12 protein-coding genes and 1 pseudogene are annotated in these 16,492 nt (G+C 69.0%); 6 read left to right on the top strand and 7 right to left on the bottom strand.

All coding sequences use genetic code 11. The annotated features are described in order from the left end of the window. Positions 1 to 247: 247 nt before the first annotated feature. Positions 248 to 856 (bottom strand): TetR/AcrR family transcriptional regulator, encoded by a 609-nt coding sequence (locus AB0C82_RS32950; protein WP_362849458.1) that lies wholly within the window; start codon positions 854 to 856, stop codon positions 248 to 250. A gap of 94 nt (positions 857 to 950) precedes the next feature. On the opposite strand from AB0C82_RS32950, the gene AB0C82_RS32945 reads away from it, so the two are divergent. From AB0C82_RS32945 to AB0C82_RS32935, 3 genes are all read left to right on the top strand, one after another. Beyond that, complete coding sequence (locus tag AB0C82_RS32945) at positions 951 to 1,697, top strand: SDR family oxidoreductase (RefSeq protein WP_362849503.1); 747 nt, start codon at positions 951 to 953, stop codon at positions 1,695 to 1,697. A 288-nt stretch (positions 1,698 to 1,985) separates the two neighbouring features. Then, positions 1,986 to 2,633, top strand: coding sequence for an NAD(P)-binding domain-containing protein (locus tag AB0C82_RS32940; protein ID WP_362849456.1), 648 nt, complete (start codon positions 1,986 to 1,988; stop codon positions 2,631 to 2,633). 338 nt (positions 2,634 to 2,971) lie between these two features. Then, positions 2,972 to 3,538: a dihydrofolate reductase family protein gene (locus AB0C82_RS32935; RefSeq protein WP_362849454.1), complete on the top strand. Its 567-nt coding sequence runs from the start codon at positions 2,972 to 2,974 to the stop codon at positions 3,536 to 3,538. 510 nt (positions 3,539 to 4,048) lie between these two features. Here the strand turns inward: AB0C82_RS32935 and AB0C82_RS32930 are convergent. Then, a complete protein-coding gene (locus AB0C82_RS32930) occupies positions 4,049 to 6,175 on the bottom strand; it encodes a sigma-70 family RNA polymerase sigma factor (protein ID WP_362849451.1) in 2,127 nt (708 codons plus the stop codon). A 376-nt stretch (positions 6,176 to 6,551) separates the two neighbouring features. Between AB0C82_RS32930 and AB0C82_RS32925 the strand changes: the two genes are divergently transcribed. Then, the gene (locus tag AB0C82_RS32925; RefSeq protein ID WP_362849449.1) at positions 6,552 to 8,033 is read left to right on the top strand and encodes a pectinesterase family protein; all 1,482 of its coding nucleotides are present in this window, start codon (positions 6,552 to 6,554) and stop codon (positions 8,031 to 8,033) included. Positions 8,034 to 8,077: 44 nt separating this feature from the next. Further along, positions 8,078 to 9,529: an RICIN domain-containing protein gene (locus tag AB0C82_RS32920; RefSeq protein WP_362849446.1), complete on the top strand. Its 1,452-nt coding sequence runs from the start codon at positions 8,078 to 8,080 to the stop codon at positions 9,527 to 9,529. Between the two features lie 73 nt (positions 9,530 to 9,602). On the opposite strand, the gene AB0C82_RS32915 is transcribed toward AB0C82_RS32920, so the two are convergent. From AB0C82_RS32915 to AB0C82_RS32900, 4 genes are all read right to left on the bottom strand, one after another. Further along, the gene (locus tag AB0C82_RS32915; RefSeq protein ID WP_362849443.1) at positions 9,603 to 10,820 is read right to left on the bottom strand and encodes a cysteine desulfurase-like protein; all 1,218 of its coding nucleotides are present in this window, start codon (positions 10,818 to 10,820) and stop codon (positions 9,603 to 9,605) included. 524 nt (positions 10,821 to 11,344) lie between these two features. Next, a complete protein-coding gene (locus AB0C82_RS32910) occupies positions 11,345 to 12,688 on the bottom strand; it encodes a M14 family metallopeptidase (protein ID WP_362849441.1) in 1,344 nt (447 codons plus the stop codon). A gap of 628 nt (positions 12,689 to 13,316) precedes the next feature. Beyond that, entirely contained in the window at positions 13,317 to 13,757 is a 441-nt protein-coding gene (locus tag AB0C82_RS32905; protein WP_362849438.1) for a cupin domain-containing protein, read from the bottom strand. Next, a complete protein-coding gene (locus AB0C82_RS32900; protein WP_362849436.1) occupies positions 13,754 to 15,271 on the bottom strand; it encodes a hypothetical protein in 1,518 nt (505 codons plus the stop codon). The genes AB0C82_RS32905 and AB0C82_RS32900 overlap by 4 nt, the downstream gene beginning before the upstream one ends. A 190-nt stretch (positions 15,272 to 15,461) precedes the next feature. Between AB0C82_RS32900 and AB0C82_RS32895 the strand changes: the two genes are divergently transcribed. Continuing rightward, complete coding sequence (locus tag AB0C82_RS32895) at positions 15,462 to 15,917, top strand: SRPBCC family protein (protein WP_362849433.1); 456 nt, start codon at positions 15,462 to 15,464, stop codon at positions 15,915 to 15,917. A 421-nt stretch (positions 15,918 to 16,338) separates the two neighbouring features. On the opposite strand, the pseudogene AB0C82_RS32890 reads toward AB0C82_RS32895, so the two are convergent. Next, positions 16,339 to 16,465: pseudogene (locus tag AB0C82_RS32890) on the bottom strand (TetR/AcrR family transcriptional regulator); the annotation flags it as partial. Between the last annotated feature and the right edge of the window lie 27 nt (positions 16,466 to 16,492).

Here is a 16,492-nt window from a genome sequence, read left to right as displayed (position 1 = left end):
GCGGCCGACGCACACCACACCAGGCCTGACGCGCCCGGCACAGAAGCACACCATGACACCCGACTGCGGCTCGTACGCGGCTGCCCGCCAGCCGGTCACTCAGGGCCGAGCGCACCCACGGCTCCGCGGCCGCTCGGTCGCAGCCGAGGGCCGCAGGGATCCCGGTGTTGCTATGCGCGGGCCAGGTGGTCCGGCGCCCGGCAGGCGTTGTCTTCGGAGGCGTTCCGTCTCCGATGTCTGGCGGGTCTCAGCAGAGTGGCCAGTTGCTTAGCGCGGCGTCAGCCATCGCCTGGAGCTCTGCGCGACTGACGCCGCTCGCGGCTTGCACGGCGATGCCGAAGGCCAGGGTGGTGACGTAGCGGGCCAGGAGTGCTGGATCTGCCTGCGGGGGCAGGTCGCCGTCGTCGACGGCTTGCTCGAACCGCTGGCGTAGACGGGAGCAGCCGTTGTTTCGCCAGGCGGCGAGGAGGTCCCGGACTGTCCGTCCGGAGTCGCCGGCGGCCAGGGCGCTCTGGACTCCCATGCAGCCGCGGGGGTGGGCCGGGCTTGTGGTGGTCCGGATGGTGCCGGTCAGGATCGCGGTGACGGCGCCCAGGGCGGTCGGTTCTCCGAGGGCTCGGTCCAGGTACGCGCTCGGGCCTTCGGTGTAGCGCTCCAGGGCTTTGCGGAAGAGTTCCTCCTTGTTGCCGAAGGCCGCGTACATGCTGGTGGTGGAGATGCCCATCGCTTGGGTGAGGGTGGCCAGGCTGGCGCCTTCGTACCCGTGTTCCCAGAAGACCAGCATGGCGCGCTCAAGTGCTTCCTCGGTGTCGAATCCCCGCGGTCGGCCGACGGAGCGGCTCTGTTTGGTACCCACCCCCACAGGCTACCCCCTTCCGCATCGAGCGATACAGAAGTGCTACGTTCGACTTCCGCATCGATCGATGCGGAATCTTGGGGAGGTAATTGCCGTGGGACTGTTGGAAGGAAAGACCGCTCTCGTCACCGGGGGCAGCACTGGTATCGGCCTGGCCAGCGCTGTGCGGCTGGCGGCCGAGGGGGCGCATGTGTTCATCACCGGCCGGCGTAAGCAAGAACTCGACGCGGCCGTCGAAACGATCGGCTCGGCAACCGCTGTGATCGGCGACATCGCGGACCTTGCCGATCTGGACCGGCTCTTCGAGGCGGTCCACGACCGCGGGCAGGGTCTGGACGTCCTGTTCGCGAACGCCTCCGTTGCGGCGTTCGTCCCGTTGGAGCAGATCACGGAGGAGCACTTCGACACCCTCTTCGGGATCAACGTCCGGGGCACGCTGTTCACCGTCCAGAAGGCGCTGCCCCTGCTCAACGACGGCGCCTCGGTGATCCTGAACGGTTCCACCAACGTGGACGTCGGTGCGGAGGCGTTCGGCGTGTACGCGGCTTCCAAGGCCGCCACCCGGTCCTTCGCTCGGACCTGGGCCAATGAGCTCAAGGGCCGCGGGATCCGGGTCAACGCCGTCACGCCCGGCCCGACCGACACACCTGGCCTGTCAGGACTCGCTCCCGATGCGGAGCAGGCCGCCGGGCTGCGGCAGCACCTGGCGGCGCAAGTTCCGCTGGGCCGGCTCGCGCGCCCGGAGGAGATCGCCGCCGCCGTGGCTTTCCTCGCCTCCGAGCAGAGCAGCTTCATCACCGGTTCGAGCCTGTACGTCGACGGCGGCCTGAACCAGATCTGAGCTCGAGAACAGCTGCGCCCGGCCGGGCCGGGCCGGGCCGGCTCCAGCGGGCAAGCCAGAGGACCCCGAACCGGCCAGGCGCACGAAGTCCCGTCGCCAGAGCGGCGACACGAACAGTCCGGCTCGGCCGGGCGGCACGTCAGCACACCGAAGAGGTCCGGGCGGTCGGCCGGGCCGCGATCAGGGTGGCCCAGCGGACTGCGGCGTGCGCCCGGCAGACGGAGCCTCGCCCGGCGTACACGGCCCACGAGCAAGCCACGCAACCCCATCAGACACAGGACGAGGACCATGACAGTGATCGGCATCATCGGTGCAGGCGAAGTCGGCAGTCAGATCGCGCGTGCGGCGATCGTGAACGGCTATGACGTCGTGATCGCCAATTCACGAGGCCCCGAGACCTTGAAGGATCTCATCGACGAGCTCGGTCCGTCAGCGCACGCCGCAACTGCCTCCGGCGCCGCCGCCGCCGGAGAGTTCGCTGTCGTGGCGGTCCCACTCAAGGTGATCAACGACATGCCCGTACAGCAACTGGCAGGCAAGATCGTGCTGGACACGAACAACTACATGATCTGGCGCGACGGCCACATCCCGGCCATCGACTCGGGAGAGAAGACCGTTCACGAGCTCCGCCAGGAACACCTGCCGCGATCCAAGGTCGTCAAGGCTTTCACCCATATCCAAGCCCCCCGCATCACCACGGCGGGCAGAGCGGCGGGCACGCCCGGCCGACTTGCGCTGTCGGCCTCCAGCGACTTTCCCGAAGCCGTGGAGCTCGTGAGGCGCCTGTACGACCAGTTCGGGTTCGACACCGTCGACAACAGCCCGCTCAACGAGTCATGGCGCAGTGGCCCCGGTCAGCCCGCGTGGAACGCACACGAGCACCAGACCCGCGACGAACTCATCGCCAACCTCGCCAAGGCACGACGGACCGCCTGAGCCGAGGTCTTCACGCTCCGCGCGTCGACTACGACTGCAGCCGGTTGCGGGTCTCGCCGCTCGTGACATGTCGGTCTTGCGTGACCTGGGCGTTCTTGGATCCCTCACGGCCTTGTCACCCATGATCAGTCTCAGATCCATGGCATTCCCTCGCGAGGTCGAGGGCGAGGTCGAGGGCGAGGGCGAGGGCGAGATCAAGCGGCTTGTCCGATTCGGCCGAGTACACCACGCTGAGCCCCGAGCACGAGGACTACCCGGCGATCCCAGATCGCGCACCGATGATTCTCCCGCTCCGCGCCGGTCTATACATCGGACACCCACTGACGGAAGGCTGGGCCATGCGAAAACTGATCTACGGCATGAACCTGACCCTGGACGGCTACATCGCCGCGCCCGGCGACGACATCGGCTGGAGCGGACCGCCGAGCGACGAGCTGTTCCAGTGGTGGCTCGACCACGAGCAGGCGAGTGGCCTGTCGCTGTACGGGCGCAAGCTGTGGGAGACGATGAGCTCCTACTGGCCGACCGGCGACCAGCAGCCCGACGCCACCCCGGCGCAGATCGAGTTCGCGCGGAACTGGCGGGACACGCCGAAGGTGGTGTTCTCCTCGACAATCGACAAGGTCGACTGGAACACCCGCCTGGTCACCGGCGACGCGATCGCCGAGATCACGCGGCTCAAGGCCGAGGACGGCGGCCCGATGAACATCGGCGGCGCGACGCTCGCCGGGGCGGCCATGCGTGCCGGGCTGATCGACGAGTACGCGATCGCCGCCTATCCGGTCCTGGTGGGCAGCGGCACGCCGTTCTTCACCTCGCTGGACAGCTGGGTAAATCTGAACCTGGTGGAAACGCGGACGTTCCCCGGCGGCGTGGTCCTGACCAGGTACGAGACGAGGCGCTGAGCAGCAGCACTCACGCGCTGGTTTCGCGGTGATGTCGATGTCGTATACGACATCGGTACGACAGGGCCGCGTGAGATTACGACATCAGCCACGAGCCCCCACCTTCGGTTCGGGGCTGCGGCCGTGGGCCCGGCGGCTCTTGTCCCGTAACAGGTCGTGGCCGGCTGGGTGGTGCCGTCCGCTTCCCACCTGGCGGAGTACGGGAGGTCTCCCCCTCGGTCTCCCCCTCGTCCGAGGGCGCGACGCCGTCAGGAGGGTGGGTGTACGACGCACCAACTTGCCCCGGGGCCGGAGGGGCCCCGGCGGTTCGGGCAGGCCCAGCCTTCCCCATCGGATACCTGACGACGTGGGCGCTGGGCCACCCGAACGAGCCCGACAGTGCCGAGGCACTCGCCGCCACCACCGCCGGTCGGAGTGCCCGCACGGCTACCGCGACAGCTCCGGATTCCTCACCCTGATCCTCCGCCGAACGCCCGAGGGACCCCGGACCGCACCGGGCGTCCGCCGCCGTCAGGGAACCGTCATCGTCGCCCCGAGCCCGGCGCCGATCGGGTCCCGCGGCCGGAGGAAGGCGGTCGGGGGCAGACCGCCTCCCGGCGGCCGTGCGGACCGGGACCCTGCGGGATCGGTCGAGACGAACAGCCCCGTGTTCCCGCCGCTGTCCCAGGTGTTCTCTGTCGAGCGGACACCGCGACCCAGTACCGCGTCACGGCCGTTGCCTACCGCCACGTTGGCGTGTGCGACCGCGGCCGCGGTGGGGAGGTGGAAGCCGTCGACCCCGTTGCGGTACGCCGTATTCCGGGTCAGCGCGATCCGGCCCGGATTCCCCTCGTCGTTGAAGCCGAGGCCGGTGTTGTCCCAGGCGGCGTTGTTCCGTACGACGTGCGCCACGACGGCCCGGGTGCCGCCCCCGCCGAGGGTGAACCCGTTGCCGTTCCCCTGCCAGTCGGTGTCCTGCCACCGGTTCACCCCGTTGCCGAAGGACCAGTTGCTCTCCACGGTCACCGGGCTGGTGAATCCTCCCAGGTCCAGACCGTCGTTGGCGTTGTCGTACGTACGGCATCCCCGCACCACGTTGCCCGTTCCCGAGCCGAACTTGATCGCCAGACCGACCCCGCTGCGACCGTGGTCCTCGGTGCCCCGGTTGGCGTAGAAGTCGCTGTCCAGCACGGAGTTGGCCACCGTGCCGCCGCCCCGCAGCGTCAGTCCGGACTCGGCGTTGTCGTGCAGGGACAGCCGCTCGAACACCATGTGCGCGCACCCGATGCAGACGTAGGCATGACTGGCGGAGCCGCGGATCTCCAGGCCCCGTACGTTCCACCAGCTCGCCGTCTGGGTGATGGCCCAGGACGAGGCGGGCAGGGCGGAGGCGTCCAGCACCGGCCGTTCGCCCGGATAGTTGGTGAGGGTGATGCGCTGCCGCGCGGTGCCCGCGGTGGAGATCTCCACCGGCTCGGTGAGCCGGTGGGCGCCGCCGCGAAGGTAGACGGTCTGTCCCGGCCGCACCCGGGAGACCGCCGCGCCCAAGGTGGCGAACGGCCGGTCGATGCTGCCGTCGCCTGCGTCCGAACCGTCCGGAGCCACGTACAGACCCTGGGCGGCGACGTCGTTCCCGGCCGACGGCGCCCCCGCACCGGGCCGCGCGGGTGCGGTGGCCCTGGGTGCCGGAGCCGCATCGGGCGGGGCGGCCGGCGACTGCCACAGCAGGAGGCCGAACCCCCCGGCCGCCAGGACGCCCGCCGTCGCCACGGCCGCCTTCGCGGCAACGGGGTGCAGCGCCTCGCGCACCCGGTCGAGCAGCAGGGGAACGAAGGACCCGGCGGGCCCTGCGGAGGCCGCCGCGTGCCGGAGCCCGGCGAGCAGCACCGCGGGTACCGCGACCAGCCCGATGCCGGGCAGCAAGTTCTCCGGCGCGACAAGGCCGCGCCCGTGGGCGCCGCACGCCTCGCAGCTCCGTATGTGTCGGGTGAGGCGCTTGCGCCACAGCGGGGTGCTCGTGCCGTCCCAGTCCCGCGCCTCGGAGACGAGCCGGGAGCAGCGGGGCGCCGCCGACAGGGCGTGCACCAGGGTGCGCGCGGCGTCGAGCCGCTCCTTCATCCGCTGGAGCCGAACCGCCGTGTGGTTACGGTCGAGGCTGAGGGCCCCGGCGACCTCGGACCGGGTGAGGCGACCCGCCGCCTCCTCCCAGTACAGGGCCAGCAGACGGCGGTCGTCGGGCTCCAGCCACCGGGTAGCAAGGGCGAGATACCGCCGCTGACCGGTCAGGGCCAGCTCGGCGACGGTGCGCTCGGCGAAGTCGGGAAGCGGATCCGCCACGTTCTCCACGTCCCGGCGGAAGGACACCCGGCCGGTCCCGCGCCGCTGGTACTGCTGGATCTCACGGTAGGCGATGGTCACGGCCCAGGACCTGAACCGTTCGGGCTCGCGGAGCTTCGGCAGCCCCCGGACGATCCGCAGCATCGTCTCCTGGACCAGGTCGTCCACGTCGGTATGCCCGTCGAGCGCCCGGCCCACGATCCCGTAGAGCAGATCCACGTGCAGGGTGACGAGCCGCTCCATCGCCCCGGAATCACCGCTCTTCGCCGCGAGCACCAGCGCGGTGATGTCCTCCCGCGCATCGGTACGACGCTCCGCCATGGTTTCCGCCCAACCGGTCATTCATCCGATCAATCATGCCGAGGGACCGCATCGTGGCACAGCGCCGGGGGACTGTAAAGATCTCGTTACACCGCCCCATCGGTGGTCAATCACGTTGAACTCTCCTTCTCTGTAGCCCAGTCGGACGGGCACAACGCGGCGCTACGGAGAGCCGCACGCCCGCCGGGGCCCGGGACCGCCGGAAGCGGCCGGCCCGGCATCCCCTGACCCGTCCGCTCTTTCCGGAAGATTCCTCGGAGATTTCCGTTATCCCCTTCCGCCCCACGCATCTACCAGGGCACCGCGGCCTGTCCTGCCGCGACCGGTGACGGGCGACGACGCCCGTGGCCGTACCCGCTGTCCGAAGGAGCATCAGATGTGGCGAGAACAGGAGAACCGGCCCGGCCCCGAGGAGAGGCCCCGGCATCGGAGGAGGACGAACGGTTTCGGTGCGGTGGTGGTGGCGTTCGTGCTGGGGGTGTGGGGGGTGCTGGCCGGTGGTGCGGTGTCTCCCGCGGCCGCGGCGACATTGCCAGCACCGGGTGGGGTGTACCAGTTGGCGGTGACGAAGAGCGGCAAGTGCATCGACGTACCGGCCGCCTCGACGGCGAACGGTGCGCTGTTGCAGCAATGGGGCTGCACGGCCGACTCGCCCTGGCAGCAGTTCACGCTGACCTCGACGGGTTCGGGTACGTACCGGCTGGTCAACGTACGCAGCGGCAAGTGCGTGGACGTCCCGGACTTCTCCACGGCCAGCGGCACCCGCCTCCAGCAATACAGCTGTGCGGGACAGACCAACCAGATGTGGAAGCTCACCGCCAGCGGTTCGAACACCTACCAGATCATCAACGTCAACAGCGGCCTGTGCATCAGCGACGAGAACGCCTCCACGACCAACGGCACAGCGATCATCCAGGAGACCTGCACCGCCAACAGCAACAAACAATGGGCCTTCAAGCCCATCGGAACCGGACGGGACACGGTCGCGGCCGACGGCACGGGGACGTACAGCACCGTGCAGGCAGCGGTGGACGCCGTGAGCTCCGGCAACGCCGGCCGGGTGGTCATCACCATCAAGCCGGGCGTCTATCGGCAGCCGGTGAAGATCCCGGCCGACAAGCCGTTCATCACTCTCCAGGGCTCCGGCGACTCCCCCGACGACGTCGTGCTCGTCGGGAACCGCAACGCGGGGGACTACGGCACCGCGGGCAGCGCAACCGTCATGGCACTCGGCCACGACTTCACCGCGACCAACCTCACCATGTCCAACGACTTCGACGAGAACAGTTCGGACTCCGGTGACCAGGCCCTCGCACTGTATCTCGACGCCGACCGCGCGGTCCTGGACGACGTACGGCTCCTCGGCGACCAGGACACCTTCCTCGTGAACAACAACGCCCGCGCCTACGTGTGGAATTCGTACGTCGAAGGCACTGTGGACTTCATCTACGGCGGCGGGATCGCCGTCTTCCACAACAGCCGGATCCACGAGAAGCGGACAACTGGCGGCCCGATCACCGCGGCCAGCACCCCGGCCGAGCGCGCCTACGGTTTCCTGTTCTACCGGTCGTCGATCACCGGAGCCGTCGCGGGGACCACCCAACTCGGCCGGCCGTGGCGCCAGGACGCCCAGGTCCTGTACCGCGAGTGCACCCTGTCCGCGGCCGTGGCCACCGGCCAGCCGTGGACGAACATGTCCACGAGCACCTGGCAGAACGCCCGGTTCCGCGAGTACCGCAACACCGGCGCCGGTGCGACCGTCAACGGCAATCGCCCGCAGCTCGCCGACGCCCAGGCAGCCTCGTACACCCCGCAGAAGTACCTCGCGGGCGCCGACGGCTGGAACCCCGTCCGATGACCCCGACTTCGGCTTTCCCGACACCCGAGAAGAAGGAGAAGAACATGGCACAGCACAGAGCGACCGGTTTCGGTGCGGTGGTGGTGGCGTTCGTGCTGGGGGTGTGGGGGGTGCTGGCCGGTGGTGCGGTGTCTCCCGCGGCCGCGGCGACATTGCCGGCACCGGGTGGGGTGTACCAGTTGGCGGTGACGAAGAGCGGCAAGTGCATCGACGTACCGGCCGCCTCGACGGCGAACGGTGCGCTGTTGCAGCAATGGGGCTGCACGGCCGACTCGCCCTGGCAGCAGTTCACGCTGACCTCGACGGGTTCGGGTACGTACCGGCTGGTCAACGTACGCAGCGGCAAGTGCGTGGACGTCCCGGACTTCTCCACGGCCAGCGGCACCCGCCTCCAGCAATACAGCTGTGCGGGACAGACCAACCAGATGTGGAAGCTCACCGCCAGCGGTTCGAACACCTACCAGATCATCAACGTCAACAGCGGCCTGTGCATCAGCGACGAGAACGCCTCCACGACCAACGGCACAGCGATCATCCAGGAGACCTGCACCGCCAACAGCAACAAACAATGGGCCTTCAAGCCCATCGGAACCGGACGGGTCTGGTCCGACAAGGCCGACGGGTTCGCCTCCACCGGCGGCGGCACCACGGGTGGGGCGGCCGGCAGCACCGTCACCGTGACCACCTACAGCGACCTGGTCAAGTACGCCACCGCCGACGCCCCCTATGTCATCAAGGTCGCAGCGGCCGTCACGGTCAGCCCGTACGGGCACGAGATACCCGTGAAGTCCGACAAGACGATCGTCGGCGTCGGCACCAAGGGCGAGATCGTGCACGGTGGCTTCTTCCTCGGCACCGGCGTCCACAACGTCATCATCCGCAACCTCACCATCCGCGACGCCCAGATGACCGACGACGACCCGGACGACAAGGTCTACGACTACGACGGCATCCAGATGGACACCGCCGACCATATCTGGATCGACCACAACCGCATCGAGCGGATGAACGACGGCCTCATCGACAGCCGCAAGGACACCAGCTACCTCACCATCTCCTGGAACGTCATGGGGTCCGAGAACAAGGCGCTCGGCATCGGCTGGACGGACAACGTCACGGCCCGGATGACCATCCACCACAACTGGATCCACGACACCAACCAGCGCAACCCCAGCATCGACAACGTCGCGCTCGCCCACCTCTACAACAACTACCTGCAGAACGTCACTTCCTACGGGAACCTGTCGCGAGGCGCCTCGAAGACCGTCGTCCAGAACAGCTACTTCGAGAACGTCGCCAACCCGTTCAACGTCGACACCTCGGCGGCGTCCCTGACGCAGTCGGGCAGCGTCATGGTCGGCTGCACGGGCAAGCAGGTGACCAACGGGACGACGTTCGACCCGGCCGGCTACTACTCCTACACCCTCGACCCGGCGCAGGACGTGCCCGCCCTGCTCAAGCAGTACGCCGGACCGCAGAGCACCATCGGCGGCTGAACTTCACCACCGCCCCTCACCCTGCCCGTCCGTCGCGGCCTTCGACGACCGCGACGGACGGGCGGGGCCCCGGTCAGCCGCGCGGGGTCTGCGCGAGGAAGGCACCCAGACCCTCCAGCAGCCTGTCGACGTCCTCCTCGCTGCTGTACGGGGCCAGGCCGATCCGCAGCCCGCCCGCGTCGCCGAGCCCCAGGTGGCGCGAGGCCTCCAGCGCGTAGAACGAGCCGGCGGGCGCGTCCACCCCTCTCTCCGCCAGGAACCGCGAGGCGTCCGCCGCCGACCGGGCCGGGAAGGTGACCAGCAACGTCGGTGTGCGCAGGGCCGCGCGGGAGTGCACGGTGACACCGTCGAGCGCGGACAATCCCTTCTCGATACGGTTCCGCAGCGCGTCCTCGTGCGCCTCGATCTCCTCGAACGCCGCGGCCAGCCGCTCCCGGCGGGTGCCACCGGCGCCCGGGGCGAGCGAGGCGAGGAAGTCCACCGCGGCCCGGGCCGCGGCCAGGAACTCGTACGGCAGGGTGCCCAGTTCCAGTCGCTCCGGGATCGCGTCGGTGGACGGCAGCAGCTTGTCGGGCCGCAGGGTCTCCAGGAGCTCGGGGCGGCTCGCCAGCACGCCCATGTGCGGGCCGAGGAACTTGTAGGGCGAGCAGACGAGGGAGTCGGCTCCCAGCGCCTCCAGTCCGACGGGCGCGTGGGCCGCCAGGTGGACGGCGTCCACGTGCAGCAGGGCGCCCGCCCGGTGGACCAGCTCCGCGATCGCGGGCACGTCGGGGCGGGTGCCGATGAGGTTGGACGCCCCGGTGACCGCCACCAGCCTGGTCCGCGCGGACACCGCCTCGGCGAATCGGGCGAGCGGCAGTTCCCCGCTGTCCGGCTCGAAGTCGACCCACCGGACCGTCGCACCGACGGCCTCGGCGGCCTGCGTCCACGGGCGGATGTTGGCGTCGTGGTCGAGGCGGCTGACCACCACTTCGTCGCCCGGCCCCCAGTCCTTGGCCAGGGTCCGCGCCAGGTCGTAGGTGAGCTGGGTGGAGCTGCGCCCGAACACGATGCCGCGCGGCTCCGCGCCCAGCAGGTCCGCGAGCGCCGACCGCGCCCCGGCCACGATCGCCTCCGCGTTCCGCTCGCCCTCGTTCTGAGTCCCCCGCACGGCCAGAGGCCGGGACAAAGCCTCGACGACCGCGTCGATCACCGCCTGCGGGGTCTGGGTACCACCGGGCGCGTCGAAACGTGCCGAACCAGCCGTCAGGGCCGGGATCTGCGCGCGGAGCGCGGGGACGTCGAGGGGCATGTGTTCTCCTGGGCATGGGCGGGCCAGGCCTGGCCCGGAGGGCGCCCGCGGCGGCGCCCGGAAAACGATCCTGCCCTGTGCGTGCACCGGGCACGTGGCCGGGGCACCGGTCGCGTACGTGATCTCGTCCAGCGCCGCCGCCCAGCGTCCTCGTCGCCAGTCGACTCCTCCGGACGCCGCGGCTCCGGGTAGCCAGATGACAGTTGTTCCACCAACTGCGCACCAAAGTTCAGCCATAGCCCTCGGGATCCCCCTGAGGCTTTCGACCGCAGGTCACGAGCCTCGCTGGTCTCCTCCGCGGCACTTGATCGGCAAAGGCAGGCGCCCCCTTCCTGACCAGGTGAAACCTGGTCAGGAAGGGGGCGTTGGCAGCTCTGGTACTTCGCGCACGAGCCGGAGCTGCTGTGAGCCGCACTCCGGCCCGGGGTCTGTCAGGGCCGGAACTACATTGAAGATTCATGACTGCCCTGGGACATTCCTGTACCCCTGAGACGCCGGTGGAAGCCAAGCAGCGGCGGCCGGCGTCAGGCGCAGTACTGCTGCTGTTTGCCGATCGAGCGATACATGCAGTCCGCGTTCTCGATCAGTTGGAGCACCGCGTCGCGGTTGCGGCTGGTCTCGCGCTCGATGACCTCGTCGGGCGGGTAGAAGCCGCCCCCGCTGGAGCCACCGGGGTACATCTCGAAGGTGTAGCCGAAGATCTTCTGGTTGCCCCACAGCCAGTCATCGATCGACCCATCGGTGATGTACAGGTCACTCGACTGCTCCGGCGTGTAGCCGTTGCTGGCGGCCATCTTCCGGCCGACGGTCGCGAAGGCGTCGCGGTCGTCCTGGGTCAGGCCCGGCGCCGTGTCGGCTCCGGTGTAGCCGAACGGCCAGAGGATCAGCTCGCTGTACGTGTGGAAGTCGATGCCCGCCCGGATCTGCTGCTTGCCGCCGATCACCCGGGAGCGCACGAAGTCGGCGACGACCTTGACCTCGGGAGCCGACTCGGCCGACGGGCCACGGTAGGTCTCCGAGCTCGTCGAGCCCGAGGAGCCGCCGCAGCAGCCCCACTTGAAGTTCCAGTTGCGGTTCATGTCCGTGCCGACGTACGACGACCCGGCGTTCGGCTGCCGGTTCTTGCGCCAGCTGCGGTAGGAGCCGGAGGCGACGTCATACTCGCCGCCGTCCGGATTGAGGTCCGGCACGATCCAGAGCTCACGGCCGTTGACGGCGTTGGTGATCCGGGAGTCGGAGCCGTAACCCGCGCCCAGCTCGCGCAGCAGGTACAGGGCCATCTCGACGGTGAGGTGCTCGCGTGCGTGCTGGTGGTGCGTGAAGAGGACCTCGGGCTCGCTCTCGTCGGTGGTCACGTTGTCACTGACCTTGATGGCGACGATGTCCCGGCCCTGGTACGTCTTGCCGATAACCCGCTTGCTCATGATGCCCGGGTACTGCTGGAGCCGCTGATTGATCTCCGTGTTCATCTCCGCGTAGTTGTGGTAACGGGAGTCGGCCGAGGGGAAATCCATCGGCTGCACGGCCCGTCCGCCGGTCCGGTCGGGCGGGGCGGGAAGCGCCTTCAGGGTGTGGCCGAGCGCCCGCAGGCGGGCGGCCTGCTCGGCGTTGGCGCTGACGACGACCAAGTGGCCGTCCGCCTCATCCACGGAGACTCCCGTGGCGGTGAGGGCGGTCCGTTCGGCGGCGGTGTCCGGGCCGTGGATCTCGTACTGCCGGATGACCTCCTCGCCGGCGGCGACCGGTGTGGTGACGGGTACGGCGGGGGCGCTCGGGGAGGTCGCGGTGGCGGTGAGCGGTACCGCGACGGCGAGCGCCAGTAAGGCCGTGAGGGTGGCGGACCTTCTGCCGCGTATGCGAGGTCGCATGCTGTCTCCTGTGTGGGGGGTACGAGGGGTTTCCCGTGCGACGCATGGTCCAGCGATGGCATGGACTCGTCAAGAGAGCCACTTGGGCCACGGCCCGCCCTGCGTTCCGTAGCCACCGATCACGCCAGATCACGGAGACGCGAGGTCCGTACCCGGACTTGATCGACAAAGACCGTCACACCCTCCTCTCTGACCAGGCAAACGATGCTTCGAAAGCAGGCGGCACCAGCGGGCGTCGGTGGAGGCTACGCGAGGTATCCGGGCCCACGTGCCCTCGACCCGCCCGATCAGGGCGCGCAGCCGCCGTCGTACTCAAATGGGTTCAGGAGCAGCGTGAAAGGAGGGAGCATCCATCACGGCTCCTTAAGCGCCTCCTCGTCACCCGGCCCTTGAGATCCGCGCCAAGGGCTGCGTGGTGGACCTGTCCCCCGGTCGGCACGGGCCCAGGGCCCGACCGGGCCCGACCCAGCGCGCTTCGCGGCGGTCGCGCCGCGTGCCACCGGCCACCGGTCCTGATGGGCTCGCGGCCTGTGACCCGAGGGAGCCAGTGACCAGAGGGAGCCAGTCATCCCGTTCACCGCAGACGCCATGCCGCTCGCTGACCTACGGCCCGGCATGGGCAGGAGTCTTACGCCGGTTCGAGGAGAGTGAAGTCGGCGAAGTCGAATCCGGGGGTCACCAGGCAGCTCACCAAGGCCTCATCGTCGCCTGCAGGGCGGGCACTTTGCCAGTGACCGGCAGGCACGAGGACTTGCAGCTCGGTACCGGCGAGTCGGTGCGGTCCCAGAAGGTGCTCGGTGACCGTGGTCGGGGCCGGCCCGGGCGGGCTGATGGAGACAAGGAGAGGGCCGCCGCCTTGCCAGAGCCACATCTCGTCACTGGCCACGGTGTGCCACCGGGACTGTTCCTCCGCTGCGAGCAGATAGTGGATGAGGGTGACCGACGGCCGCTCACCGCGGCCGGCAGGGTGGGGGACGGTGACGCGCGAGGTGTAGGTCCTGCGGTACCAGCCCCCTTCGGGGTGGGGTTCAAGGTGGAGGGTGCGAGCGGTCTCGGGACGGGGGTTCATCGGTAGTGGCCTCGGGTCGGTACGGTGGCGGGTGGGCCGCAGCGCTCGTAGTAGTCCTGGAGGAGTCCGGACTCCTCCAGGACGGTGTCGGCCCAGGCGGGATCGAGCCCCGTGGAGGTGGCGCGGGTGGCGACAGCACATGCGCCGGTGAGCATGCCCGCGTACACGAGGTCGGAGTGGAGGTTGCTGATGCTGTCCGTCTCGTGGAAGTTCACGGGTCGGCCCCCGGCCAGGACCGTGACATCCACGCCCCCCGGGAGACGGTGGGTTCGGGAGGCGTGGGGTGTCGCGGCGTGGACCGGTCCGTCCTGGGGCACGAGCGCTGCGAGGGCGGGGAGATCGAACTCGATGTCGCGGCTGCTGACACTGGCGAGATAGGCGGGTCGCACAAGGGCTTCAAACTCGCGGGTGGACATGCTGGTACGTCCTGTGGCCCCGAAGACGAGCAGGGGCGCATGCCGGGTGAGAAGCGCATCGAGTTCGCGCGCGGTGGTGTATCCGCTCTCGTGGGCATCGATGAGGTGGAGGATATCGACGTCGTGGACCGCGACGCGCATGCGCCGCTGGGTCAGGAGCGCGGCGATCTGTGCGCCTACGTTGCCGTAGCCGGTGACCAGCGCGGGCTGGCCCTCGATCTTCAGGGCGGGCAGCAGGTCCAGGGCTGTGCAGACCGCCTTCTCGGCGATCCAGTACGACTCGATGCGCCCCTTGAGCCGGGACTGCGCGACGGAGAACACCGGGAACGGCAGCTCCTGTTCGCGGCCCTGGAGCTTGTAGATCCCGGACATGGTCTGCTCAACCACCCCTGCCCACACGCCGGCCAGACTCTCTGCCCGACCCGGAACATCTTCGCGGGCCCGGCCCAGCAGCACGGGAGCGATGTACCCACCGTCGTCCAGGGCGAGGCAGCGCAGGCCCCGTCGGCGCGCCCGGGCGGTGTGCCCGGGAACAGCATCCGGATCCGTGGAATCGCAGATGCGTACGCCCAGCTCATCAAGGTGTCCGTGAACGCGATGGCGCCATTGATAGGCGTAGTCCTTGCGCAGGACCGTCATGGCGTCCAAAGGAGCGCCCAGTTCGCCGAGGCAGTGGACGAGGTGGACGAGGTCGGTCAGGAAGTGGCCGGTGACGGTGACCGCGAAGCCCGCGAGCGGCTTGCCGTCGCGTAGCCGGTCGACGGCGGCACTCATCAGCGGCAGCTCGCCCGCCACCCGCTCCGCTTCCTGCGTGGTGAAGGGCTGGCGGTGCCAGACCTCCGCCCACCGGTCGAGTGAAGCAGTCGGCAGTGCGCCTGTGTCGGTGGTCAGTCGCAGGTTCAGGCGCAGCGGGGACGTTTCGGCGGTGTCCCTGCGCATCTCGGTGGAGACGAACATCCGAGCGTGCAGCCCAGGTTCAAGGTGTGCGGTCAGTTCGCCTGCGGCCTGCCCCAGGACCGCATGCGGCCCGGCGGCGTCGCACAGCCGCCGGCCCGCGCGGTACAGCAGGTGGGCAGCGTCCTCGGGGGCGGCGGTCACGTCGACCGTGGTCGCGGCAAAGGAGGAAAGGCCATCTGCGGGCCGCGGCCCGGGGTAGTCCGGATGTCGGGTGATCACTATTTGAATTCTCGCTCTGTTGGGCGTTGAATCTTGATCCGTTGTACCGGAGAGAAGTCACCCACAGCAAAATGCAGCCCGGAATCAAATAATGTGAGAATGAGGTATTCGCATGAAGGTCGCGGCGCAAGGGATTGTCGCGGGCCCGGCTTCTGTCACCTGGGGCCGGTTCATGGCGTTCGGCGACATTGCGCAATGGCATCCGTTGATTGCACGCAGCTCCCTTGAAGACGCACCCGGCCCTGGTGGGGGAATCGTGAGGGCTCTCACGACCCACGACGCGGCAGCCATCCGCGAGGAGCTCGTCGCATGCGACCCTGCTGCACGCAGGCTCACCTACACGTTTCTGAACAGCCCGTTTCCCGTCAGTGACTACCGTGCCACCGTGGAGGTCTCCGAAACGGAAATCCCTGGCTCCTGCCAGGTCACCTGGACGGCGACGTTCGAGCCGGATGACCCCGCCGACGGCCCCCGCCTGAGGGCCCTCTTCGCGAACGACGTATTCCAAACCGGAATCGACGCATTGAGGACGCAGAGCGAAAGGCCGGAAACGGCAGCCACGCCTTGAGGTACAACCACCTCCCATGAGTCGAACTCAAACCGATCGAGCCGACTTCTCACAGCCGAAAACATCAGGACAGAGGTGGCCCATGGCGCGGTCCATACTCGCCGACTCCAGATGCTCACGGTGGTCGGCCAGGGATCCCGCATCCGGGCACGGGAACTGCTCCAGTTCCCGTGCCCGGATGCGGCTGGTTGTTTCACGCCGAATTCACCCCGACTGCATTTGTCCGGAAGCCCGCACCACCTTCGCCCCCGCTCCCACCTGCCGGCACTGGCGCAGCGCGCCACAGTTGGGCTCAGGGGGCATCGCCCGTGGAAGGGGAGGGCTGGCCGGCGGCGTGGGCGCTCCAGTGCGCATGGACACGTCGGCGGGGGAAGCCCACCGGTCAGGAGTAGGCCGTGGCCGGACAGCAGCCGGTACGCGCCTCAGTGAGGTCACGGCCGAAGAGCGTGCGGAAAGTATGCCGGGTGGAGACCCCGGAAGAAGCAGAAAGAGCTGATCACCGCGTGCAGACCGACGACGTCCACCTCGGTCGTGAACACGCCCTGCTCCCATACGGCCTTGAGGCTGGAACCGAC

This window comes from Streptomyces sp. NPDC048560, from assembly GCF_040650955.1.
Taxonomy (GTDB): Bacteria; Actinomycetota; Actinomycetes; order Streptomycetales; family Streptomycetaceae; genus Streptomyces.
Note: the sequence above shows the minus strand (reverse complement) of the source record. Positions and strands in the feature narration are given on the sequence as shown.